The 21,880-nt window shown below is 40.5% G+C and carries 20 protein-coding genes and 8 tRNA genes; 27 read left to right on the top strand and 1 reads right to left on the bottom strand.

All coding sequences use genetic code 11. The features are described from left to right. Positions 1–179: 179 nt before the first annotated feature. The 26 genes from ymfI to J6O61_RS08550 all read left to right on the top strand — a co-directional run bounded on the left by ymfI (position 180) and on the right by J6O61_RS08550 (position 19,527). Positions 180–902 carry an elongation factor P 5-aminopentanone reductase gene (gene ymfI / locus J6O61_RS08425; RefSeq protein WP_292211905.1) on the top strand — a complete coding sequence of 241 codons (723 nt, stop codon included), beginning with the start codon at positions 180–182 and terminating at the stop codon, positions 900–902. An 84-nt stretch (positions 903–986) separates the two neighbouring features. After that, positions 987–1,925 (top strand): thioredoxin-disulfide reductase, encoded by a 939-nt coding sequence (gene trxB, locus J6O61_RS08430; protein ID WP_292211908.1) that lies wholly within the window; start codon positions 987–989, stop codon positions 1,923–1,925. Positions 1,926–2,075: 150 nt separating this feature from the next. Further along, positions 2,076–3,407, top strand: coding sequence for a C40 family peptidase (locus J6O61_RS08435; protein WP_292211910.1), 1,332 nt, complete (start codon positions 2,076–2,078; stop codon positions 3,405–3,407). Positions 3,408–3,839: 432 nt separating this feature from the next. Further along, on the top strand, positions 3,840–4,370 hold the full coding sequence (gene hpf / locus J6O61_RS08440; protein WP_292211913.1) for a ribosome hibernation-promoting factor, HPF/YfiA family: 531 nt from the start codon (positions 3,840–3,842) through the stop codon (positions 4,368–4,370). A gap of 196 nt (positions 4,371–4,566) precedes the next feature. Then, entirely contained in the window at positions 4,567–5,757 is a 1,191-nt protein-coding gene (locus J6O61_RS08445; RefSeq protein ID WP_292211914.1) for an acetyl-CoA C-acetyltransferase, read from the top strand. Between the two features lie 206 nt (positions 5,758–5,963). Further along, positions 5,964–6,758 carry an enoyl-CoA hydratase-related protein gene (locus J6O61_RS08450; protein WP_292211916.1) on the top strand — a complete coding sequence of 265 codons (795 nt, stop codon included), beginning with the start codon at positions 5,964–5,966 and terminating at the stop codon, positions 6,756–6,758. 110 nt (positions 6,759–6,868) lie between these two features. After that, positions 6,869–7,744 (top strand): 3-hydroxyacyl-CoA dehydrogenase family protein, encoded by an 876-nt coding sequence (locus J6O61_RS08455; RefSeq protein ID WP_292211919.1) that lies wholly within the window; start codon positions 6,869–6,871, stop codon positions 7,742–7,744. Positions 7,745–7,791: 47 nt separating this feature from the next. After that, positions 7,792–8,952, top strand: coding sequence for an acyl-CoA dehydrogenase (locus J6O61_RS08460; protein WP_292211921.1), 1,161 nt, complete (start codon positions 7,792–7,794; stop codon positions 8,950–8,952). A gap of 105 nt (positions 8,953–9,057) precedes the next feature. Further along, entirely contained in the window at positions 9,058–9,849 is a 792-nt protein-coding gene (locus J6O61_RS08465; protein ID WP_292211923.1) for an electron transfer flavoprotein subunit beta/FixA family protein, read from the top strand. Positions 9,850–9,905: 56 nt separating this feature from the next. Then, positions 9,906–10,955, top strand: a complete 1,050-nt coding sequence (locus J6O61_RS08470) for an electron transfer flavoprotein subunit alpha/FixB family protein (RefSeq protein WP_292211926.1) — start codon at positions 9,906–9,908, stop codon at positions 10,953–10,955. Between the two features lie 106 nt (positions 10,956–11,061). Continuing rightward, entirely contained in the window at positions 11,062–12,243 is a 1,182-nt protein-coding gene (locus J6O61_RS08475) for an acetyl-CoA C-acetyltransferase (protein ID WP_292211929.1), read from the top strand. Between the two features lie 81 nt (positions 12,244–12,324). Beyond that, positions 12,325–13,476, top strand: a complete 1,152-nt coding sequence (locus J6O61_RS08480) for an HD domain-containing phosphohydrolase (protein ID WP_292211932.1) — start codon at positions 12,325–12,327, stop codon at positions 13,474–13,476. Between the two features lie 67 nt (positions 13,477–13,543). Next, positions 13,544–13,617, top strand: a tRNA-Arg gene (locus J6O61_RS08485). A gap of 69 nt (positions 13,618–13,686) precedes the next feature. Further along, positions 13,687–14,838 carry a THUMP domain-containing class I SAM-dependent RNA methyltransferase gene (locus J6O61_RS08490; RefSeq protein WP_292211934.1) on the top strand — a complete coding sequence of 384 codons (1,152 nt, stop codon included), beginning with the start codon at positions 13,687–13,689 and terminating at the stop codon, positions 14,836–14,838. A gap of 37 nt (positions 14,839–14,875) precedes the next feature. Beyond that, positions 14,876–15,874 (top strand): hypothetical protein, encoded by a 999-nt coding sequence (locus tag J6O61_RS08495; protein WP_292211937.1) that lies wholly within the window; start codon positions 14,876–14,878, stop codon positions 15,872–15,874. 13 nt (positions 15,875–15,887) lie between these two features. Next, complete coding sequence (rdgB, locus tag J6O61_RS08500) at positions 15,888–16,505, top strand: RdgB/HAM1 family non-canonical purine NTP pyrophosphatase (protein WP_292211941.1); 618 nt, start codon at positions 15,888–15,890, stop codon at positions 16,503–16,505. A gap of 3 nt (positions 16,506–16,508) precedes the next feature. Next, a complete protein-coding gene (locus J6O61_RS08505) occupies positions 16,509–16,991 on the top strand; it encodes a metallophosphoesterase (protein ID WP_292211943.1) in 483 nt (160 codons plus the stop codon). Positions 16,992–17,085: 94 nt separating this feature from the next. Beyond that, positions 17,086–17,160: transfer RNA gene (locus tag J6O61_RS08510), tRNA-Pro, on the top strand. Between the two features lie 73 nt (positions 17,161–17,233). Continuing rightward, positions 17,234–17,304 (top strand) — tRNA-Gly (locus J6O61_RS08515). Positions 17,305–17,308: 4 nt separating this feature from the next. After that, positions 17,309–17,382 (top strand) — tRNA-Arg (locus J6O61_RS08520). Positions 17,383–17,438: 56 nt separating this feature from the next. After that, positions 17,439–17,512 (top strand) — tRNA-His (locus J6O61_RS08525). Positions 17,513–17,529: 17 nt separating this feature from the next. Continuing rightward, positions 17,530–17,601, top strand: a tRNA-Gln gene (locus J6O61_RS08530). A 47-nt stretch (positions 17,602–17,648) separates the two neighbouring features. Further along, positions 17,649–17,721: transfer RNA gene (locus J6O61_RS08535), tRNA-Lys, on the top strand. A 95-nt stretch (positions 17,722–17,816) separates the two neighbouring features. After that, a complete protein-coding gene (locus tag J6O61_RS08540) occupies positions 17,817–19,148 on the top strand; it encodes an MATE family efflux transporter (RefSeq protein ID WP_292211945.1) in 1,332 nt (443 codons plus the stop codon). 51 nt (positions 19,149–19,199) lie between these two features. Next, a tRNA-Leu gene (locus tag J6O61_RS08545) sits at positions 19,200–19,280 on the top strand. A gap of 109 nt (positions 19,281–19,389) precedes the next feature. Continuing rightward, positions 19,390–19,527 carry a hypothetical protein gene (locus J6O61_RS08550; protein ID WP_292211947.1) on the top strand — a complete coding sequence of 46 codons (138 nt, stop codon included), beginning with the start codon at positions 19,390–19,392 and terminating at the stop codon, positions 19,525–19,527. Positions 19,528–19,533: 6 nt separating this feature from the next. On the opposite strand, the gene J6O61_RS08555 is transcribed toward J6O61_RS08550, so the two are convergent. After that, the gene (locus tag J6O61_RS08555) at positions 19,534–20,298 is read right to left on the bottom strand and encodes a hypothetical protein (protein WP_292211949.1); all 765 of its coding nucleotides are present in this window, start codon (positions 20,296–20,298) and stop codon (positions 19,534–19,536) included. 72 nt (positions 20,299–20,370) lie between these two features. Between J6O61_RS08555 and J6O61_RS08560 the strand changes: the two genes are divergently transcribed. After that, positions 20,371–21,756 (top strand): MATE family efflux transporter, encoded by a 1,386-nt coding sequence (locus J6O61_RS08560; RefSeq protein WP_292211951.1) that lies wholly within the window; start codon positions 20,371–20,373, stop codon positions 21,754–21,756. Positions 21,757–21,880 lie beyond the last annotated feature (124 nt).

A 21,880-nucleotide genomic window follows, 5' to 3' on the forward strand; every position in this document is an offset into this window, starting at 1 on the left:
AAATAAAAATGAGCCCAGGGGGCTCTGTAGGAAAATGATGTTGCGGCTGGCGAACCATTCGGCGAGTCTTTAGACTCAGTGCCGGCAACAGGCCCTTATAGGGCCAGAACAAACCACCGGCTAAGCCGGTGGTTCTGATTTATAATGATGACTGATCATTTTTGGAAAGGATTTAATATATGAACAGGAAAGTGCTTATAACAGGAGCGTCAAGAGGAATTGGCAGGGAAATTGCTGTTTCTTTTGCCGGGAAAAAAGATGAACTTTTTTTGACCTGTATTAATAATATTGATGAACTTACAAGGCTTGGAAAAGAGCTTGAGCAGGAACATGGTATATCCTGTCATGTTTATAAATGTGATGTTGGTGATTATGGAGAGGTAAAAGAATTATTTCGACAGATAGAGGATATTGATATTTTGGTGAACAATGCCGGAATAGCCTGGTTGGGACTTATGACAGACATGGAGGAAAAAGACTGGAGGAGGCTTATGTCTACTAATCTTGACAGCCTTTTTAACACCTCAAAACACGCAGTTCCGATTATGGTAAGAAAACATAGCGGAAGAATAATAAATATTTCATCCGTATGGGGAAATGCAGGTGCATCCTGTGAAGTTGCTTATTCAGCATCGAAAGGCGGCGTTAATTCTTTTACCAGAGCTCTGGCAAAGGAGCTGGCACCAAGTAACATTCAGGTAAATGCAGTGTGCTGCGGAGTGATAGATACAGACATGAACAGAAAGCATCTGACCGGTGAAGAATTGGATGAGCTTGCTGATGAAATACCAATGGGGAGAATGGGGGATGCAAAGGAAGTTGCAAACCTTGTAACAATGGTTGCAGAAGCGCCTTTATACATGACCGGACAAATAATAACAATTGACGGTGGATGGATTTAAAAAAGTACTTTACAAACCATAAAAACATGCTACAATCAAATTGTACACAATTAAATATAAACAATTATGAATAGGAGGTATTTTATGTACGATTTAGTAATTATTGGTTCAGGACCTGCCGGTTTATCAGCTGCTGTATATGCTAAAAGAGCAGGTTTAAATATGATCATTATAGAAAAAAATCCTGTAAGCGGAGGCCAGATCATTGACACATACGAGGTAGACAATTATCTTGGGATTCCGGGAGTAAATGGTTTTGACCTTGGTATGAAGTTCAGAGAACACGCTGATAAACTCTGCGCTGAATTTGTTGATGCCACAGTAACAGGTGTAGAGTGCATTGATAAAGGTTCAGATGATAAGGCACCTGTATATAAAGTAAAGACTGACAATGGTGAGTATGAAACTCATACAGTTATTCTTGCGACAGGAGCCCATCACTCAAAACTCGGAGTTCCCGGAGAAGAGGAATATATCGGAAAGGGTGTATCATACTGCGCTACATGCGATGGAGCTTTTTACCGCGATAAGGTTACTGCAGTAAACGGTGGTGGTGATGTTGCTGTTGAAGATGCTATCTTCCTTGCAAGATTTTGCAAGAAGGTTTATCTCATTCACAGAAGAGATGAACTTAGAGCTACAAAGATCCTTCAGGATGAGCTCTTTGGACTGGATAATGTGGAAGTTATCTGGGATAGTGTTGTAAAAGAAATCAAGGGTGAAGATAAAGTTACTCACTTAAAGGTGGAGAATGTTAAATCAAAGGAAATGTCAGATGTTAATGTTGACGGAATCTTTATTGCAATAGGCATTCATCCTTCAACAGATCTTTTTGCAGATGTTGTTGAATGTGACGAAGGCGGTTATGTAATTGCAGGCGAAGATGGAAAAACATCAGCTCCCGGCATATTTGTTGCAGGTGACTCCAGAAAGAAGAGGCTTCGTCAGATAGTTACAGCTGTTGCTGATGGAGCAAATGCAGTAACCAGCGTGCAGGATTTCCTGGTAGGAAAAGAAAAATAAGAACTGGAGCGGTAGTTCTTTAAATTGAACAAAAAGCAAGCTTTAAAAGGTTAAAAATTGATAAAATTTGACAAAAATGTTTAAAGGGCGTATATTGTTAAAAGATGTGAATTTTTTTGTAACAATTTATGTAACAATTGGAGGCCCATTTTGAAAAAAGCTAACATGCAGCTAATGGCTATGAGTGTTGTAGCTGCAATAACCTTTTCAAGTTTGAGTGTAGATGCAGGTGCATCTTCCAACAAGGTGACGAGTGTACTGCCACAGGCAGGTATAACATATGCATTAGGTAATAATCAGGTTTCTCTTTCGGCTTTGCAGCAGTCTGCAAGCGAAGAGGCTTCTAAGGAAGTATCCAAAGAAGAGTCCACTTCAGTTTCAGCAAGCAGTGGTGCTGAAAAAGATATTGAGTCTTCATCTGCTGTAACAGATGAGACACCACTTGCATCAACTATTACTGATAATATTCTTAAGGATATTCAGAAAGCTACAGGAGCAGTAATCAGTAATAAGGATGATTCAGCGACCAATGAGAGCTCTGAAGATTCTGAAGAAGAACTTTTTAAGTCCCTTGTTATTGCGAAAGTCAATGATTATGTTAATGTCCGTGATCTTCCCAGTGAAGAAGACGGAGAAATTATTGGTAAGTTATACGACAAGTCAGTCGGTTACTTTATTGAAGAAGAGAACGGCTGGTACAAGATTAAGTCAGGATCCGTTGAAGGATATGTTAAGGCGGAGTATTGTGTAACAGGTGATGATGCAGTTGAACTTGCCAAGGAAGTAGGAACAAGAATTGCTACTGTTACGACTACTACTCTTAAGGTAAGAAGCGGTCCCGGACTTGATGAAGAAGTACTTGGTCTGGTTCCTATCGAAGACGAACTTGTTGTAGAGGAAGAACTTGACGGTTGGGTTAAGGTAAGTATCGAGGAAGGTGATGGTTATGTATCACTTGACTACGTAACACTTTCAACTGAGTTCGTAGAGGCTGAGTCAAAAGAAGAAGAGGAAGCGCGACTTGCTAAGGAAAAGGCTGCAAGAGAGGCTGCTAATGCTGCAGCTAAGTCAAATACTTCAAAGACATCCGGTTCATCAAGCTACAATGCAGCAAGCTCATATACAACTGCTACAAGTTCAATCGGATCTGCAGTTGCTCAGTTTGCTCAGCAGTTTGTTGGTAATCCTTATGTATATGGTGGAACATCTCTTACAAACGGTGCTGACTGCTCAGGCTTTGTAATGAGTGTATATGCAAACTTTGGTGTAAGCCTTCCGCATTCTTCCGGTGCTGACAGAAGTGTTGGTTCAGCGGTTGATGGCCTTGCCAATGCACAGCCCGGTGATATTATATGTTATTCAGGTCATGTAGCTATCTATATTGGTAACGGACAGATAGTACATGCATCAACAGCCAAGACAGGTATTAAGATTTCCAGTGCTGATTATCGTACAGTACTTGCTGTAAGAAGGATATTCTAAAAATGAGAAATGCATAAATAAAAAGAAGTGACAATATGAGCTTGCTCATATATTGTCACTTCTTTTTATTTATATATGGCGAATGCCATGAAACGAGGAATCGAAGATTCCGAGTGGGCATTTCTCGTTTTTTGTGCATACTCCCTAAATCAACATATGTAATAAATAATTAATGTTTAATTGCAAAAAAAAGTTATCCACAATCCACTTTTTAAGAATGCCTGATTATCAACTTATGCACGAAATTATCCACATTGTCCACAGAAATGATGCTTACAAGTGAATTTTATGCAATAGAAAACGATAGATATTTTGGGGTGTATATTTTTAGTTTATAAAAAGATTAGGATTCAAATGGTGTAATAGGTTGGCTAAATTGTCAGATAAATGCTATAATATGTTATACATTTTAGTAGCAAAGGGGATGATTGCATGAAATTTACGATCGTTGGAAAGAACATTGATGTTACACCAGGACTTCGTGCAGCAGTAGAGGAGAAAATTGGTAAGCTTGAAAAGTATTTTACTCCTGATACTAATGCCAACGTCACATTAAATGTCGATAAGGAGCGACATAAAATTGAGGTGACCATTCCTGTAAAAGGTAAGATTATTCGTGCTGAGCAGATCAGTAACGATATGTATGTTTCGATAGACCTTGTAGAAGAGGTTATTGAGAGACAGCTCAAAAAGTACAAGAGCAAGCTTGTTGACAAGCAACAGGCAGAGGCAAGCAACTTCAAGAAAGAGTACATTGAAAGTGAAGACTTTGACGAAGATGAGATTCGAATTGAGCGTTTGAAAAAGTTTGATCCAAAGCCAATGTATCCTGAAGATGCATGTGTACAGATGGAACTTTTGGGACACAATTTCTTCGTATTTGTAAACGCTGAGACAGATATGGTAAGCGTAGTATACAAGAGAAAAGGAAACACATACGGAATGATTGAGCCCGAAGTATGATTTCGTTAATTAAATATCAATTTATAGATTTTTTATAAAATAGCTCCCGAAAGGGGGCTATTTTTGTTGCATTTGACTATACTGTGTGCTAAAATTATTCTGTTCTGATAAAAATTTATCAAGCATATTTTTTTAAAGAAAAAACTTAATAAAAAAATGGACATAGACATGTCCCAAAAAACGGAGGTAATACTTTATGGCACAGAAAGTAGTTTTAGCGGGTGCAGTGAGAACAGCTATTGGCAAGATGGGCGGAGCTCTTAGCAATACTCCTGCAGCAGAACTTGGTTCAATCGTAATCAAGGAGGCACTTAACCGTGCAGGTGTTAAGCCTGAAATGGTTGATGAGGTACTCATGGGATGCGTTATCCAGGCCGGACTTGGACAGAACGTAGCAAGACAGGCTTCAATCAAGGCTGGTCTTCCGATCGAGACTCCTGCAGTTACAATCAATGTAGTTTGCGGTTCTGGTCTTAACTGTGTCAACATGGCTGCTGACCTTATCAAGGCTGGCGAGGCTGATATAGTTGTTGCTGGTGGTATGGAGAACATGTCTATGGCTCCTTATGCACTTCCAAATGCACGTTTCGGATATCGTATGAACAACGGAACAGTTGTAGATACAATGGTAAACGATGCTCTTACAGATGCTTTCAATCACTATCACATGATGATCACAGCAGAGAATATCTGCGATAGATGGGGACTTACAAGACAGGAACTTGATGAGTTCTCAGCAAACTCACAGCAGAAATGTGAGAAGGCGCAGGCATCCGGCAGATTCAACGACGAGATCGTTCCTGTTCCTGTAAAGGTTAAAAAGGAAATGGTTGAGTTCAAGGTTGATGAGGGTCCTCGTGCCGGCACAACAGTAGAGACACTTTCAAAACTTAAATGCTGCTCTGGTAAAGAGGGCGGACTTGTAACAGCCGGTAACGCTTCAGGTATCAATGATGGTGCTGCTGCAATAGTTGTTATGAGCGAAGAGAAGGCAAAAGAACTTGGAATCAAGCCTATGGCTACATGGGTAGGCGGAGCTCTTGCAGGTGTTGAGCCTGAAGTTATGGGTATCGGACCTGTTGCAGCTACAAAGAAAGTCCTTAAGAAGACAGAGCTTTCACTTGATGATATTGATCTTATCGAGGCTAACGAAGCATTTGCTGCTCAGTCAGTTGCTGTTGCCAAGGAACTTGGATTTGATATGAATAAGGTTAATGTTAACGGTGGTGCTATTGCACTTGGACACCCTGTTGGAGCATCAGGATGCCGTATCCTTGTAACTCTTCTTCATGAGATGCAGAAGAGAGACGATGCCAAGAAGGGTCTTGCTACTCTTTGTATCGGTGGCGGAATGGGATGCGCTACTATCGTTGAGAAATATGAGTGATAAAGGGATTCAAACTGAATCAGTCTGTCGTGCTTGCACGATACAGACTGATTTAGCTTGAAGACCGAACATACATGAGGGCTGTAAACACTTGGCGAAGTTTTTTTGAGCCTAGTGTGCGCGTGTTCCAGCGAACAAATGTGAGAGCTGGAACTACCTTATGAAGTCATGCGTATATCACTAATAAATATAAAGGAGAATGAAAAATGGGATTTGTTAATTGCGAGTTAAAAGAAAACGTTGCAATCGTTACAATCAATCGTCCTGAAGCACTTAATGCGCTTAATTCACAGGTTCTTGATGACCTTGAAGCAACATTTGATGCTATTGATACAGGCGTTGTAAGAGCAGTTGTTCTTACAGGTGCCGGGGAGAAATCATTTGTTGCAGGTGCTGACATCGGAGAGATGAGCACACTTACAAAGGCTGAAGGCGAAGCTTTTGGTAAAAAAGGAAATGATATCTTCCGCAAGATCGAGCAGTTCCCTGTTCCTGTAATTGCTGCAGTTAATGGATTTGCTCTTGGTGGTGGATGTGAGATTTCAATGAGCTGCGATATTCGTATCTGCTCAGAGAACGCTATGTTTGGTCAGCCTGAGGTTGGTCTGGGAATCACACCTGGATTTGGCGGAACACAGAGACTTGCTCGTCTTATTGGTGCAGGAATGGCTAAGCAGCTTATTTACACAGCTCGCAATATTAAAGCTGATGAAGCTCTTAGAATTGGTCTTGTTAATGCAGTTTATCCACAGGAAGAGCTCATGGCAGCTGCAGAGAAGATGGCTTCTCAGATCGCAGCTAGTGCTCCTATCGCTGTTCGTGCATGCAAGAAAGCAATCAATGACGGACTTCAGACAGATATAGATGAAGCAATCGTTATCGAAGAAAAGCTCTTTGGTTCATGCTTCGAGACAGAGGATCAGAAAGAGGGAATGGCTAACTTCCTCAGAAAGAAAGATGATCCTGCAAAAGTTAAGGTTGTAGCTTTTAAAAATGGCTGAGAGAACCTGGCGAAGTATTTTTGAGTCTGGTTCGAACGTGTTCCGGCGAACGAAAGTGAGAGCGGAACTTCCTTATACACATAAAAAATTATTTTTAGGAGGATTTTAAAATGAAGGTAGCTGTTATTGGCGCAGGTACAATGGGATCAGGAATTGCACAGACATTTGCTCAGGCTGAGTCTGTAGAGAAGGTTTATCTTTGCGATATCAAGACTGAGTTCGCTGAGGGCGGATGTGCAAAGATCAAGAAAGGTCTTGATAAGCAGGTTGCTAAGGGAAAGAAAACTCAGGAAGAAGCTGATAAGATCATGGGTAAGATTCAGACAGGTCTTAACGACATCTGTGCTGATGCTGATCTTGTAGTTGAGGCTGCTCTTGAGGTTATGGATATCAAGAAGAACCTCTTTAAGGAACTTCAGGATAATATCGTTAAGAATCCTGATTGTATTTTTGCTTCAAACACATCATCTCTCTCAATCACAGAGATTGGCTCAGGTCTTTCAAAGCCTATCATCGGTATGCACTTCTTCAACCCGGCTCCTGTTATGAAGCTTGTTGAAGTTATTCAGGGTGCTAATACTCCTGATGATATGGTAGAGAAGATCAAAAAGATTTCTGAAGATCTTGGAAAGACACCTGTACAGGTTAATGAAGCAGCAGGATTCGTTGTAAACAGAATTCTTGTTCCTATGATCAACGAAGGTATCTTCGTATATTCAGAAGGAGTTTCAGATATTCAGGGTATCGATACAGCTATGAAGCTTGGATGTAATCACCCAATGGGACCATTGGAACTTGGCGATTACATTGGACTTGATATCGTTCTTGCTATTATGGATGTTCTCTATTCAGAGACAGGTGATTCCAAGTATCGTGCTTGCCCACTTCTTCGTAAGATGGTTCGTGGTAAGAAGCTTGGTGTTAAGACCGGAATTGGTTTCTACAACTACGCAGATGGAAACAAAGTTCCTACAGACCGCGCCTAACTATATTATAGATTTAAATGATTAAAATGATTCGGAGGAAAAAAATAATGGATTTTCAGCTTGATCAGCAACATGAAATGGCTAGAGCTCTTTTTAAAGAATTTGCAGAAAAAGAAGTAAAGCCACATGCAATAGACGTTGACGAGACAGAAGTTTTCCCAAGGGAAACAGTTGCAAAAATGCAGAAATATGGTTTCATGGGTATTCCGATTCCAAAGGAGTACGGTGGACAGGGTTGTGATCCTCTTACATACGTTATGTGTGTAGAGGAGCTTGCAAAGGTTTGTGGTACAACAGCAGTTATCGTATCTGCACACACATCACTTTGCTGTGATCCTATCATGACATATGGTACAGAAGAACAGAAGCAGAAATATCTGGTACCTCTTGCTAAGGGCGAAAAGCTTGGTGCTTTCGGACTTACAGAGCCTATGGCCGGTACAGATGCGCAGGGAGTTCAGACTAAGGCTGTTCTTTCAGAGGATGGTAAGGAATGGATCCTTAACGGTTCTAAGTGCTTTATCACAAACGGTAAGGAAGCTGATATTTATATCATCATCGCTTACACAGATATCGTAGAAGATAAGAAGGGCAGAAAACAGAAGAAGTTCTCAGCATTCATCGTTGAGAAAGATACTCCCGGATTCACTTTCGGAACAAAAGAAAACAAGATGGGTATCCGTGGTTCATCCACATACGAGCTTATTTTCCAGGATTGTCATATTCCGGCTGAAAATCTTCTTGGTGCTCGCGAAAAGGGATTCCCTATCGCTATGCATACTCTTGATGGCGGACGTATTGGTATCGCTGCTCAGGCTCTTGGTATCGCTGAAGGTGCCCTTGACAGAACAGTTGAGTATGTAAAAGAGAGAAAGCAGTTCGGAAGATCTATCGGAGCATTCCAGAATACTCAGTTCCAGCTTGCAAATATGGCTACACAGTGTGAGGCAGCAAAACTCCTTGTTTATCAGGCTGCAGATGCAAAGAAGAACAAAGACTATTATGGCGTTGAAGCTGCAAAGGCAAAACTCTTTGCTGCAGAAGTTGCTATGGATGTAACTACAAAGGCTGTTCAGCTTCACGGTGGTTACGGATACATCAGAGAGTACGAAGTAGAGCGTATGATGCGCGATGCTAAGATCACAGAGATCTACGAAGGTACATCTGAAGTTCAGAGAATGGTTATTTCCGGTGCATTGCTTAAGTAATCACTTGGGAAGGTTCTTTCGAGCTTAGTGTACTACTTAGTTCTGACGAGCACGAAGTGCGGGAGCAGAACGTCAGCTTGAAAAAAATAAAAAGGAGAAAATATAATGAAAGTAGTTGTTTGCATTAAGCAGGTCCCTGATACAAAGGGCGGCGTTAAGTTCAAACCCGATGGAACATTGGATAGAGGTGCAATGCTTGCTATCATGAATCCTGATGACAAAGCAGGACTTGAAGCAGCACTTAGATTAAAGGATCAGTATGGAGCAGAGGTTACAGTTCTTACAATGGGACTTCCAAAGGCTGATGCTGTTCTTAGAGAAGCTTTTGCCATGGGCGCAGACAAGGCTGTCCTTGTCACAGATAGAGTACTCGGCGGCGCAGATACATGGGCAACATCTTCTACTATTGCAGGAGCACTCAGAAACCTTGAGTATGATCTTATCATCACAGGTCGTCAGGCTATTGATGGAGATACAGCTCAGGTTGGTCCTCAGATTTCTGAACATCTTCACCTTCCTGTAATCTCATATGCAGAAGAAATCAAAGTTGATGAGAAGGCTCGTACTGTTGAAGTTAAGAGACAGTTTGAAGACAGATATCACATTGTAAAGGCTAAGATGCCTTGCCTTGTTACAGCTCTTTCAGAGCTTAACGAACCTAGATACATGACTCCGGGCGGAATTTTTGATGCATTTGAAAAGGAAGTTACTGTTTGGGGCAGAGCAGATCTTAAGGACGTTGACGATTCAAACCTTGGTCTTAAGGGATCACCTACACAGATCGCAAAGGCTTCTGACAAGGTTAAGAAGGGTCAGGGCGAGAAAGTTGCTCCTGATTCAGCTGAGGAAGCAGTTGATTATATCGTAGGTAAACTTAAAGAGAAGCATGTAATCTGAGTCATGCGTATATCACGTAATAAAGTAAAAATTTGAAATGATAAAGGAGAAAAGTCATGTCTTTAGAAGAATATAAAGGTGTGTTTATATTTGCTCAGCAGGTAGACAATGAACTTTCAAGTATTGCACTTGAACTTCTGGGCAAAGCAAAGAGTCTTGCAGAAGACCTCGATGAGAAAAAAGTTACTGCTGTACTTCTTGGAAGCGATGTAAAAGGTCTTGTGGACAAACTCGCTGAATATGGTGCAGATAGAGTTATCGTAGTTGATGATCCGGCTCTTAAGGATTACAGAACAGAGCCTTATACACATGCTCTTGCTTCCGTAATTGATGAGTTTAAACCTGAAATCCTTCTTGTTGGTGCTACAGCTATCGGAAGAGACCTTGGCCCAAGAGTATCATCAAGAGTACATACAGGTCTTACAGCTGACTGTACAAGTCTTGACATTGGTGATTTCCCGCTTGAGCCATCACCTGCCAGAGAGACTAAGCACAAACAGCTCCTTATGACAAGACCTGCATTTGGTGGAAATACAATCGCAACAATCGCATGTCCTGATTTCCGTCCTCAGATGGCTACAGTTCGTCCGGGCGTTATGCAGAAGATTGATCCAATTAAGGGTGCTAAGGCAGAAGTTGTTGAGTTCAACCCTGGATTCGAAGAGAACGATTGCTATACAGAAATCCTCAAGATTGTAAAAGAAGCTTCTTCTGTTGCTGACATTCAGGCAGCCAAGATTCTCGTATCAGGTGGCCGTGGTGTTGGAAGTGCTGAGAACTTCAAGATTCTTGATGATCTTGCAGAGGCTCTGGGCGGAACAGTTTCCTGCTCACGTGCAGTTGTAGATTCAGGCTGGAAGCCAAAGGATCTTCAGGTTGGACAGACAGGTAAGACAGTAAGACCTCAGCTTTACTTTGCAATTGGTATTTCCGGAGCTATCCAGCACGTTGCAGGTATGGAAGAGTCTGACATCATCATCGCCATCAACAAAGATGAGAATGCACCTATCTTTGACGTAGCTGATTATGGTGTAGTTGGAGATCTTAATAAGATTGTTCCCGCCCTTACAAAGAAGATTAAAGAAGCTCTTGCAGCAAAGGGTTGATATAAATCTCAATTACGTTGAGATATTCACAATAAAATGATAAAATAGAAGTGGCGGCAGATTTTATATCTTTTGCCACTTCTTTTTTCAAAAAATGGAGGTAAATATGGCAAGAAAAGTAGTATTAGCCGGAGCATGCAGAACAGCTATCGGAACAATGGGTGGAACCCTTTCAACAACGCCGGCACCTGCACTTGGCGCAATCGTTATAAAGGAAGCTTTAAAAAGAGCCGGAGTTAAACCGGAGCAGGTAGATGAAGTATATATGGGCTGTGTTATTCAGGCAGGTCTTGGACAGAATCCTGCAAGACAGTCAGCAATAAATGCAGGAATTCCTGTAGAAGTACCGGCTACAACTATCAATGTCCTTTGCGGATCAGGACTGCACTGCGTAAATCTGGCTGCAAAACTTATAGGAATGGGCGATGCTGATATTATTGTGGCAGGTGGTATGGAGAATATGTCTATGGCACCTTACCTTATGCAGCAGGGACGTTACGGATATCGAATGGGTTCCGGAGAGCTTCAGGATGCTATGATAAAGGATGCCCTTACAGACGCCTTTGGCGGATATCACATGGGAATTACAGCAGAGAATATAGCTGAACAGTGGCATCTTACAAGGCAGCAACTCGATGAATTTGCTGCATGGTCTCAGAATAAGGCTGAGAAGGCTATAGCAGAAGGAAAATTTAAGGAAGAAATTGTTCCTGTCGAAATAAAGAAAAAGAAAGAAACTATTATTTTTGATACGGATGAAGGCCCACGTAAAGGCGTTACGGTAGAGGGAATTTCACATCTTAAGCCGGCGTTTAAAAAGGATGGCGGTGTTGTGACTGCTGCTAATTCTTCAGGTATCAATGATGCTGCATCTGCAATAATTGTAATGAGCGAAGAGAAGGCAAAAGAGCTGGGAGTTAAACCTCTTGGTACATGGATTGCCGGAGAACTTGCAGGCGTTGAGCCGAGTATAATGGGTATCGGACCTGTTGCGGCAACTCAGAAGGTCATGAAAAAAACAGGTCTTTCAATTGGAGACTTTGACCTTATCGAAGCCAATGAAGCATTTGCTGCACAGTCTGTTGCTGTTCAGCATGATCTTGGATTCAGCAATGATGTTCTTAATGTAAACGGTGGTGCTATTGCACTTGGACATCCGGTTGGATGCTCCGGAAACAGAATTCTTGTATCGCTTTTATATGAAATGCAGAGAAGAGATGTTCACAGAGGACTTGCTACACTTTGCGTTGGCGGTGGAATGGGATGTGCTGCTATCGTTGAAAGGTAAGATAAAAAATATATGTTTTTGTGATTGAGCTTTGTTCCGGTGAGCGGAAAAAGAGCATAACTATATTATGCTGGAGGGATTATGGCGGATCGTTCTATCCTTGTTGTTGATGATAATGAGATTAACAGAGGCATCTTAGGAGAAATTTTTAAGGATAAATATAATATTCTGGAGGCTGGCGATGGCCTGGAAGCCATGAAAATCATGGAGCAGAATGAGGACAAACTTGCAGCAATACTGCTTGACATTGTCATGCCTGAAATGGACGGATATGCTGTTTTGGAGGCAATGACAAAGAAGGATAATCTTAATGAAAGCATTCCTGTTCTTATGATTACAGCTGATACATCAACTGAGGCCGAAAGAACCAGCTATCAGAAAGGTGCTGCAGACGTAATACATAAGCCGTTTGATCCTGTAATCATTGACAAAAGAGTTTCGAGAACCATTGAACTTTTTGATCACAAAAACAATCTGGAAGAGCAGGTTGATGATCAGACCAGAGTGCTGAAAAAGCAGTTTTTATATCTCAAAAAGCAGGAAGAAAAGCTAAAGAACAGCAACGAGAGAGTTATAGATACAATAGCTACTATTGTTGAATTTAGAAGCATGGAATCAGGATACCACTTAAAGCGAATCAAAGGCATAGTGCGTATCCTGGCTCTGGTTGCCATGAATAACTATCCTGAACTTGGGCTTACTCCGCATCTTGTCGAAGTTATAACACAGGCATCTGCCATGCACGATATAGGCAAGATTTCAGTACCGGATTCAATCCTTCTAAAGCCGGGAAGGCTCACTACAGAAGAGTTTGAAGTTATGAAGTCTCACACGACCAGAGGAAGTGAGATAATTGAGATGCTCAAAGATATTCAGGATAAAGAGTACTATGAGGTTTGCAGGGATATTTGCAGACATCACCATGAAAGGTATGATGGCAAGGGGTATCCCGATGGTTTAAAGGGAAAAGAAAATTCTATAGCTGCTCAGCTTACAGCTCTTGCTGATGTGTATGATGCACTTGTAAGTGATAGAGTATATAAGGCTGCATATCCTGTTGATAAAGCCTATTCAATGATAAAAGACGGTGAATGCGGTGTGTTCTCTCCAACTATTATGGCCTGTTTTGAGTTTGCAAGGTTTGACATTGAGAAACTTATAGCTGAGACAAAAGCTGAAGAAGCAGCAGAAAAGGGCGGATATTCCCCTTACGGAAGGCCTGTTTCGAAATAATATAAAAAGTGTGTTGACAAAGTGCCGTGCCATGCATATAATATATTTTGTTGTCGAAATGGCATATGTGCGTGTAGCTCAGCTGGATAGAGCGTCTGGCTACGGACCAGAAGGTCGTGGGTTCGAATCCTGTCACGCACACTGAGGATGCATCTAGTATATAGATGCATCTTTTTTTATGCCTTCTTGTTTGTTATAATCGGAGTTATGATGAAAAAATTTGATTTAATTTGTCCATGCCATTTTGGTTTGGAATCGGTGTTAAAAAAAGAAATAATCGATTTGGGCTATGATATCACGGAAGTATCAGATGGCAGAATTTCTTTTGCAGGAGATGCTGATGCTGTGTGTAGGGCTAATATCGGTCTAAGAACAGCTGAAAGGGTTCTTATTAAGGTAGGAAGCTTTCATGCTGAGAGCTTTGAGGATTTGTATCAGGGAATAAAGGCTCTTCCATGGGAGGAGTTTATTCCTGAAAGAGGCAAGTTCTGGGTGAAAAAGGCTTCAAGCGTTAAGAGCAAGCTCTTTAGCCCTTCTGATATACAATCCATTGTAAAAAAGGCTATTGTTGAGCGAATGAAGCAAAGCTACAACACAGACTGGTTTAAAGAGGATGCTGAGGAATATCCTATAAGAGTTTTTCTGATGAAGGATGAAGTTACGGTTGCTCTTGATACAACCGGCGATTCGTTGCACAAAAGAGGCTACAGAAAGCTGGAATCCAAGGCTCCTATTGCTGAGAATCTTGCAGCTGCTCTTATAATGCTTACGCCCTGGCATGGAGATAGAATATTAGTCGATCCTTTCTGCGGAAGCGGAACTATTCCTATAGAAGCAGCTATGATTGCAGCTCATATTGCACCGGGACTTAACAGGCATTTTACAGCTGAAAAGTGGACACACCTGATTACGCCTCAGAACTGGGAAGATGTTCGAGAAGAGGCTAAAGATGAGATATTAACTGATGTTGAAACAGATATTCAGGGATATGATCTTGATCCGGAGATGGTTGAGATAGCCAGAATAAATGCTAAAAAAGCCGGAGTTGATCATATGATCCATTTTCAGGCAAGAGATATTGCGGCTCTTAGTCATAGAAAAAAATACGGTTTTATTATCACCAATCCTCCATATGGAGAGAGAATCGGTGATCAAAAGGAGCTGCCTTCACTTTATAAAACTATCGGGGAGAGATATAAGTCGCTTGATTCCTGGTCAATGTTTCTTATTACAGGATTTGAGCAGGCAGAAAAGTATATCGGTAAAAAAGCTGATAAAAACAGAAAAATCTATAACGGAATGATTAAGACATATTTTTATCAGTTTATGGGACCAAAGCCTCCGAAAAAGAATGCTGACTAATGCTGTATTAGCGTACTTATGATGAGGATATTCATTTATGAATAATAAACAAATGAAAAAAGTAGCTATCAAGGCTGGCATTTTCGGAGTATTATCCATTACTGTGATGCTTCAGAGAGCTGCCACCAAGCATATTTTGATTACAGATGCTGCGGGAACCCATATTGACAGGAAAAGTACCGCGGATTCGTACAATATTTTAATTGACCAGAATGCAAGCAAAGGGCAAGTTGGAAAGCTTATAATTCCATTATCCAAAACAGTAGGTTCAGATGATATAGTTTTGGAAGACAGATATATAGATCATGAACTTAAGATTTATATAGACAGCAGGGAAGAGGGCTTTTACCTTGAAAATGCGATAATTACGGACCTTAATATCTTAAAAAGTGCAGTATGTATCACGGAAAATGATAGTGGAAGCGTTTGCCTTGATTTTGTGCTTAACGATCTGTATGCAAGTTCAAGTTCTCTTACAGAAAACAGCACCATCGAAGTAGAGTTTGCAAAGCCGTCTGAGATGTATGACTATACTGTTGTTTTTGATCCGGCAGGTGCAGGGGATTATGATAGTGCTTCTGCTATTGATATTGCTCTTGAGCTAAAAGAAATAGCTGCCAAAGATAAAGAGAATAATCTTAAGATTTATTTTACCGGTCTTGGGACTGAACCTGCTTCCGACGAAAGAAAAAGTAAACTTTTAAAGGAAACAGCAGCAGATCTTGTTATTGCTTTAAATTCAAGAATATCAGACGAACAGGGAAGCGATATTGTATCTGCTTATTATAACAGTCAGTTCTTTTTACGAGGGATGAATAACGCTGAATTTGCAGATTTGACTGAAAGAAGCGTGGCAACGAAGATAGGAGCGATTGCATCAGGTGTATATGAAGCAGATGAAGATGATGTTTTGCTAAAAGAAGCTACGGTTCCTGCAGCAAGAATCTGCGTTGAGTATGATAACAGCAGTGATGATAAAAAAATAGCTGAAGGTCTGTATGACGCTATAATACAAGCTCTTTATACTGAAGAATAAATTGGAGACAGGGATGAGAATAATATTTGCAACGGGAAATAACAATAAAATGAGGGAAATACGTGAGATACTCGGCGGTCTCGGAATGGAAATACTTTCCATGAAGGAAGCCGGTGTCAGTGGGGATATTGTTGAGAATGGTACATCTTTTGCTGAGAATTCCATGATCAAAGCCAAGGCAGTATATGATATGATTCGTCAAAAGAGCCGTGAAGAGGCGGATGAGTCAATTGTTCTTGCTGATGATTCAGGACTTGAAGTGGATTATCTTGGTGGAGAACCCGGTATATATTCTGCAAGATATCTTGGCGAAGACACTTCATATATCATAAAGAATAATAAGATTATTGAGAGACTTAACGGAGTTCCTGATGAGAAGAGAACTGCGAGATTTGTATGTGCTATTTCAGCTGTACTTCCAAATGGAAAAACATTTTCCTGTCAGGGGACAATGGAAGGCAGAATAGGATATGAAATAGCCGGAGAAAACGGTTTTGGATATGATCCGATATTCTTTTTACCTGATTATGGGAAAACTTCAGCGCAGATAAGCCCGGAGGAAAAAAACGCTATAAGTCACAGGGGAAAAGCATTAAGAGAGATGGCAAAGTTGCTTGGGGAAGGAATTTGATTTATGCACAAATATTTGGTTGTGAGTGATACTCATGGCAGCGATAAGAATTTTTATGATGTTCTTGATCTGGAAGAGCCGTTAGATGGGATAATACATTGCGGGGATTTTGAGGGTTCTGAAGGAAAATATGCGCTTGCAGCGAACTGCCCCGTATATTTTGTGGCAGGAAATAATGATTTTTTTTCGAATCTGAACAGAGAGTTGGAGTTTTCTTTTGACGGACACAGAGCTTTTTTGACTCATGGGCATAATTACATGGTATCAATGGATTTGGAGTATATTAGAAGCGAAGGAATGGCCAGAGGAGCAGAGGTTATTTTTTTCGGGCATACTCATAAACCGGTAGCCAAAACCATGGGCGGGGTATATTTGTTCAATCCGGGAAGTTTGTCGTATCCGAGACAAGAGGGCAGAAGACCAAGCTATATCGTGCTTACAACGGATGACAATGGTATTATAAGTTATGAAATAAAGTACCTGTAAGTACGTTAAAAAAATTATAAAAAATGTGTTGACAATCAAGCTTGAATCATTATATAATAAATCTCGCGTTACGGCGAAAGGCTTTTAAAGCAAACGGGGTGTGGCTCAGTTTGGCTAGAGCACCTGCTTTGGGAGCAGGGGGTCGCAGGTTCGAATCCTGTCACCCCGATTCAAGTTTTGAAACTTGTGCTGTCAGCCTTGCCTGATGCAAAACAGCAAAGCAATTCGTTGTGAAATGTTTTGCGGGTGTAGTTCAATGGTAGAACACTAGCCTTCCAAGCTAGATACGTGGGTTCGATTCCCATCACCCGCTTCATGTGTCCGTAGCTCAGCTGGATAGAGCAACGGCCTTCTAAGCCGTGGGTCGGGGGTTCGAATCCCTTCGGGCACATCTTTTTTAATAAAGAGTACTTGCTAAGCTATAGCACTTGTGCTCCTAACAATATGGTGGCTATAGCGTAGTTGGTTAACGCGCCAGATTGTGGTTCTGGAGACCGAGGGTTCGAGTCCCTCTAGCCACCCTTGCACGAAAGTGCGTTGGGCTATCGCCAAGCGGTAAGGCACAGCACTTTGACTGCTGCATACGACGGTTCGAATCCGGCTAGCCCAGTTAGGCGTAACGGGATATTGCGTCGAAATTTGTTCATAGTAATACATGGGATACTAGCTCAGTCGGTAGAGCACTTGACTTTTAATCAAGTTGTCGGGGGTTCGATTCCCCCGTGTCTCATTATTAAGAAGCCTTGTAAACGATGAGTTTGCAAGGTTTTTATTTTGCGAAAGGCTTGGCGCACTTCATTGCGCTTTGAATAGTTTGGCGATCTTATGACAAAAGGTTCTATTTCTAAAAATCTCATTTTATTTGCAATCCCCCTCTTTTTTGGTCAGTTATTGCAGCAACTATATAACGTTGTTGATTCTGTAGTTGTAGGTAATGTTCTGGGAAAAGAAGCTCTTGCTGCAGTAAGCACTACGGGAAGTCTGATCTTTTTGATGGTTGGCTTTATAAACGGTTTATTTATGGGAAGTAGTGTTATCATTGGCAAGAGATATGGAGCAGGTGACGAGAAGGGAGTTGCAATCGCCGCTCACACAGGTATTACATTTTCGATTATTATGGGCGTTGTATTGACAGTATTTGGATATTTTTTTACACCTGTTCTGCTTGGATGGATGGGGACTCCTTCAGATGTAATGCCCAATTCTGTAATCTATTTTAAAATATATTTCCTTGGCGGACTTGGAAACGTGCTTTACAGCGCCTGCTGTGGAGTATTTCAGGCCATGGGTGATTCTAAAAGACCGTTGTACTATCTAATGGTCAGCACTGTGATAAATACAGTTTTAGATCTTTTATTTGTCAGGGATTTGGGACTGGGAATAGCGGGAGCTGCACTTGCCACAGTTATCGCACAGTTTGTCAGTGCAATTCTTGCTTTTTCAAAGCTTACCAGAGTGCAGGGACCTCATAGGATTTATTTTGGAAAACTGAAAATGGATCCTGAAACTATTAAAAAAGAGCTTATGATAGGATTTCCAACCGGAATACAAAATAGTGTAATTGCTATTGGCAATGTTGTGGTACAGTCCAATATCAATGCTTTTGGATCAGCAGCGATGGCCGGATGCGGGAGCTATTTTAAACTTGAGGGATTTGTATTTTTACCTATTACATGCATGTCTATGGCTTTAACAACCTTTGTGAGTCAGAATGTGGGAGCCAAAGAACTTCAGAGAGTAAAAAAAGGTGCTGTTATAGGAAGTGCAATAAGTGTAAGCTGTGCTGAGTTTATCGGTCTGATAGTCTTTTTATTTGCGCCGGTATTACTTAGGATGTTTTCCTCAGAATCGGAGGTTCTTATGATAGGAGCGACTCAGGCAAGAACAGAAAGTCTGTTCTATTGTCTTTTGGCACTTAACCATTGTCTTGCCGGTATATACCGTGGAGCAGGAAAGACAACAGTTCCTATGGTGGTAATGCTTTCAAGCTGGTGTCTCCTTAGAATTACATATATTACAATTATTGTGAGATTTATTCCGGTTGTTAATGTTATATTTTGGGCTTATCCTTTGACCTGGTCTGTAAGTGCAATTATCTTTGTGGTTTACTATTTCAAAGGAAACTGGCTTAAGAAGGTTTTTGAGAATAATACTTGAAATTACCTTTTAAAGTTTGTATAATCTATTTTGTTCGTTTGATACGAATATGCGGATGTGGCGGAATTGGCAGACGCGCTAGATTTAGGTTCTAGTGTCTCCGACGTGCAGGTTCAAGTCCTGTCATCCGCAGTAAAAAGACTATTCATGATTTTGATAACATGAATAGTCTTTTTCTTTTGCCATATTTTTTTATTGTTCGTATAAAAAATTAACCACATAAATACAGGGGGTAAATGTTATGAACAATTTTTTTACAAACATTATGGCAGATCTTTATATGAATACAATTTTTGCTATTACGATGGCAATTGATGTACACAAGTATCTTAAGGAAGAAAGAAGAGCAAAAAACAGAAAACTTATTCTTTCTGTATAAGCCTTGTTATAAGCCTTTATATCTTTTGGACAGATATGCAGATAGTAGTATCAGTCCAAGGGTTTCCGTGAAGTGATATATTATGGATGTCCATACTATTCCTATTTCACGCCCCAGAAGGTACACTGTCTGCATTTGTAATATTGAAAATGACAGTAAAAACAGTATCAATATTACCAAAGATGCAAGCTTAAGATATTTATCGTTTAAAAAAATACCGGTCATGACAATGCCAAGAAGTATTGCCACGAGAATCTCCAGGTACTTAAAACCGTGGGTCAGGTTATAAAGTAGAATAAATGTGCTGTCTGAAAGGGTGCTGTCCTGATCGAAAACGCTCATAAGTATCGCGATAAATCTTCTGTACATAATGGATGAAAAGTCATATATGAGCTCTGCACAAATGAATATAACAGCCCAAAGCTGAAGCAGTCTGCTTACAGAAGCAGCTGAAAGTGTAGCCAGCCTTTTTCCAAGATATTCCTGTTGTAAAAGAGCCATCTCTTTTTGATCTTCTTTTGGAACCAGATTCATGTAGTGCCAAAGCTTTTTCCAGGACAAGTAAAAAATGATAATTATAAAGAAAATCTGTATTAAAGAGCTTATGATTTGACAGGTCCACAGTATCGAATCTAACATGGTTGGGGAGTCAGAGGAATTGTTATTTAAAAATATCCGGATAGAGCCTTCAGTTATGGCAGCTATAATCTTAACTATTGCAACAGAAAGAATTGCATTTGATAATATATGTTTTTTTACATTGATGTACATTTTTTAACCTCACTAATATTAATCTTACTTCAAGTATGCCAATGAGGTCAAATTGTGATAAAATGGTTCTTTATGAGAACTAAAGATAAAACATTAAACAAAATAACTGAAGGATCTATTATTTCGGGGATGCTGTCTTTTTTTGCAGCCCTGCTTCTTGGTGCCTTTTTTCAGCAGTTCTACAATACTGTTGATGCTGTAATTGTTGGTCGCGTTGTTGGTGCAGATGGACTGGCTGCTGTAGGAGGTTCGGCGGCAATGATTGTATCCCTTTTTGTGGGATTCTTTCAGGGACTATCAACCGGAGCATCTGTTGTAATTGCTCAGTTTTATGGGGCCGGCAGAAAAGAAGAAGTGAGTAAGGCGGTCCATACCTCAATAGCCATTGCCATCGTAGGAGGCATAATTTTTACCATTATAGGACTTTTTTCAACAGCATGGGTAATTGATGCCATGAAGACACCGGAGGAGATTGTAGAAGCTTCTACGGCTTATTTAAGGATATATTTCCTTGGTATGGTAGCGAATCTTGTTTATAATATGGGAGCCGGTATATTAAGGGCAATCGGTGATTCCAAAAGACCGCTCTATGTGCTTATAATAAGCTGCTTTGTAAATATTCTTCTGGATCTCTTATTTGTAATCGGATTTAAGATGGGTAGCGTAAGCGTCACAATGGGGGTAATTGGCGTTGCTATTGCCACGGTTATATGTCAGTTGTTAAGTGCTGTGATAGTGGTTTATATACTTGTAAAAAGCACAGATTCATACAGACTTGATATCAGGAAGATAAAAATAGATACGGAAATGCTTCAGCGTATTATCAGAATTGGACTTCCTGCAGGGATACAGACCACCATGTATACAATTTCCAATATGCTCATTCAGACTGCCATAAATGAAATCGGTAAAAATGCGACTGCCGCCTGGGCAGCCTATGGAAAGATTGACGTTCTTTTTTGGATGACCATAAGTTCCCTTGGAACGGCAGTAACAACTTTCGCCGGACAAAACTTCGGTGCAGGAAAAATTGACAGGGTTCATAAAAGTACCCGATATGCATTTTATATCGCTTTTGTGATTACTATACCTTTAAGTGTGCTGTTATATTTCTATGGTGAAATATTCCTTAAGATTTTTGTAGCAGACAGACAGGTTATAGATATTGGTATTCAGATGATAAAATATCTGGCTCCTTTTTATTTCACATACATAGGAGTTGAGGTTTTATCAGGAGTATTGCGAGGAATGGGAACAGCACTTGTTCCTATGTTTATTACTTTAAGTGGAATCTGTGTTCTTCGTGTGGCATGGATACTTATAGCTTTTCCTCTCAATAAGACCATAGAAACAGTAGAGTTCAGTTATCCACTAACCTGGATTACCACCACGATTCTTTTCACAATTTACTATATCTACTACACCAAAAAACATAATTTCTTGCGAGAGCCAAAATAAAATCCATTTGTGCCCATAGCTTTGTCCAGAGCTCGGGTAGTATTCGCAAAGAGACAGTAAATTCAAAATAATTCGCCTCATTTCCTTTCATACTTATTCAAAACAGGAAATGAGGCTCTTATTT

The organism is Butyrivibrio sp., from assembly GCF_017635265.1.
In the GTDB taxonomy this organism is placed as follows: Bacteria; Bacillota; Clostridia; order Lachnospirales; family Lachnospiraceae; genus Butyrivibrio.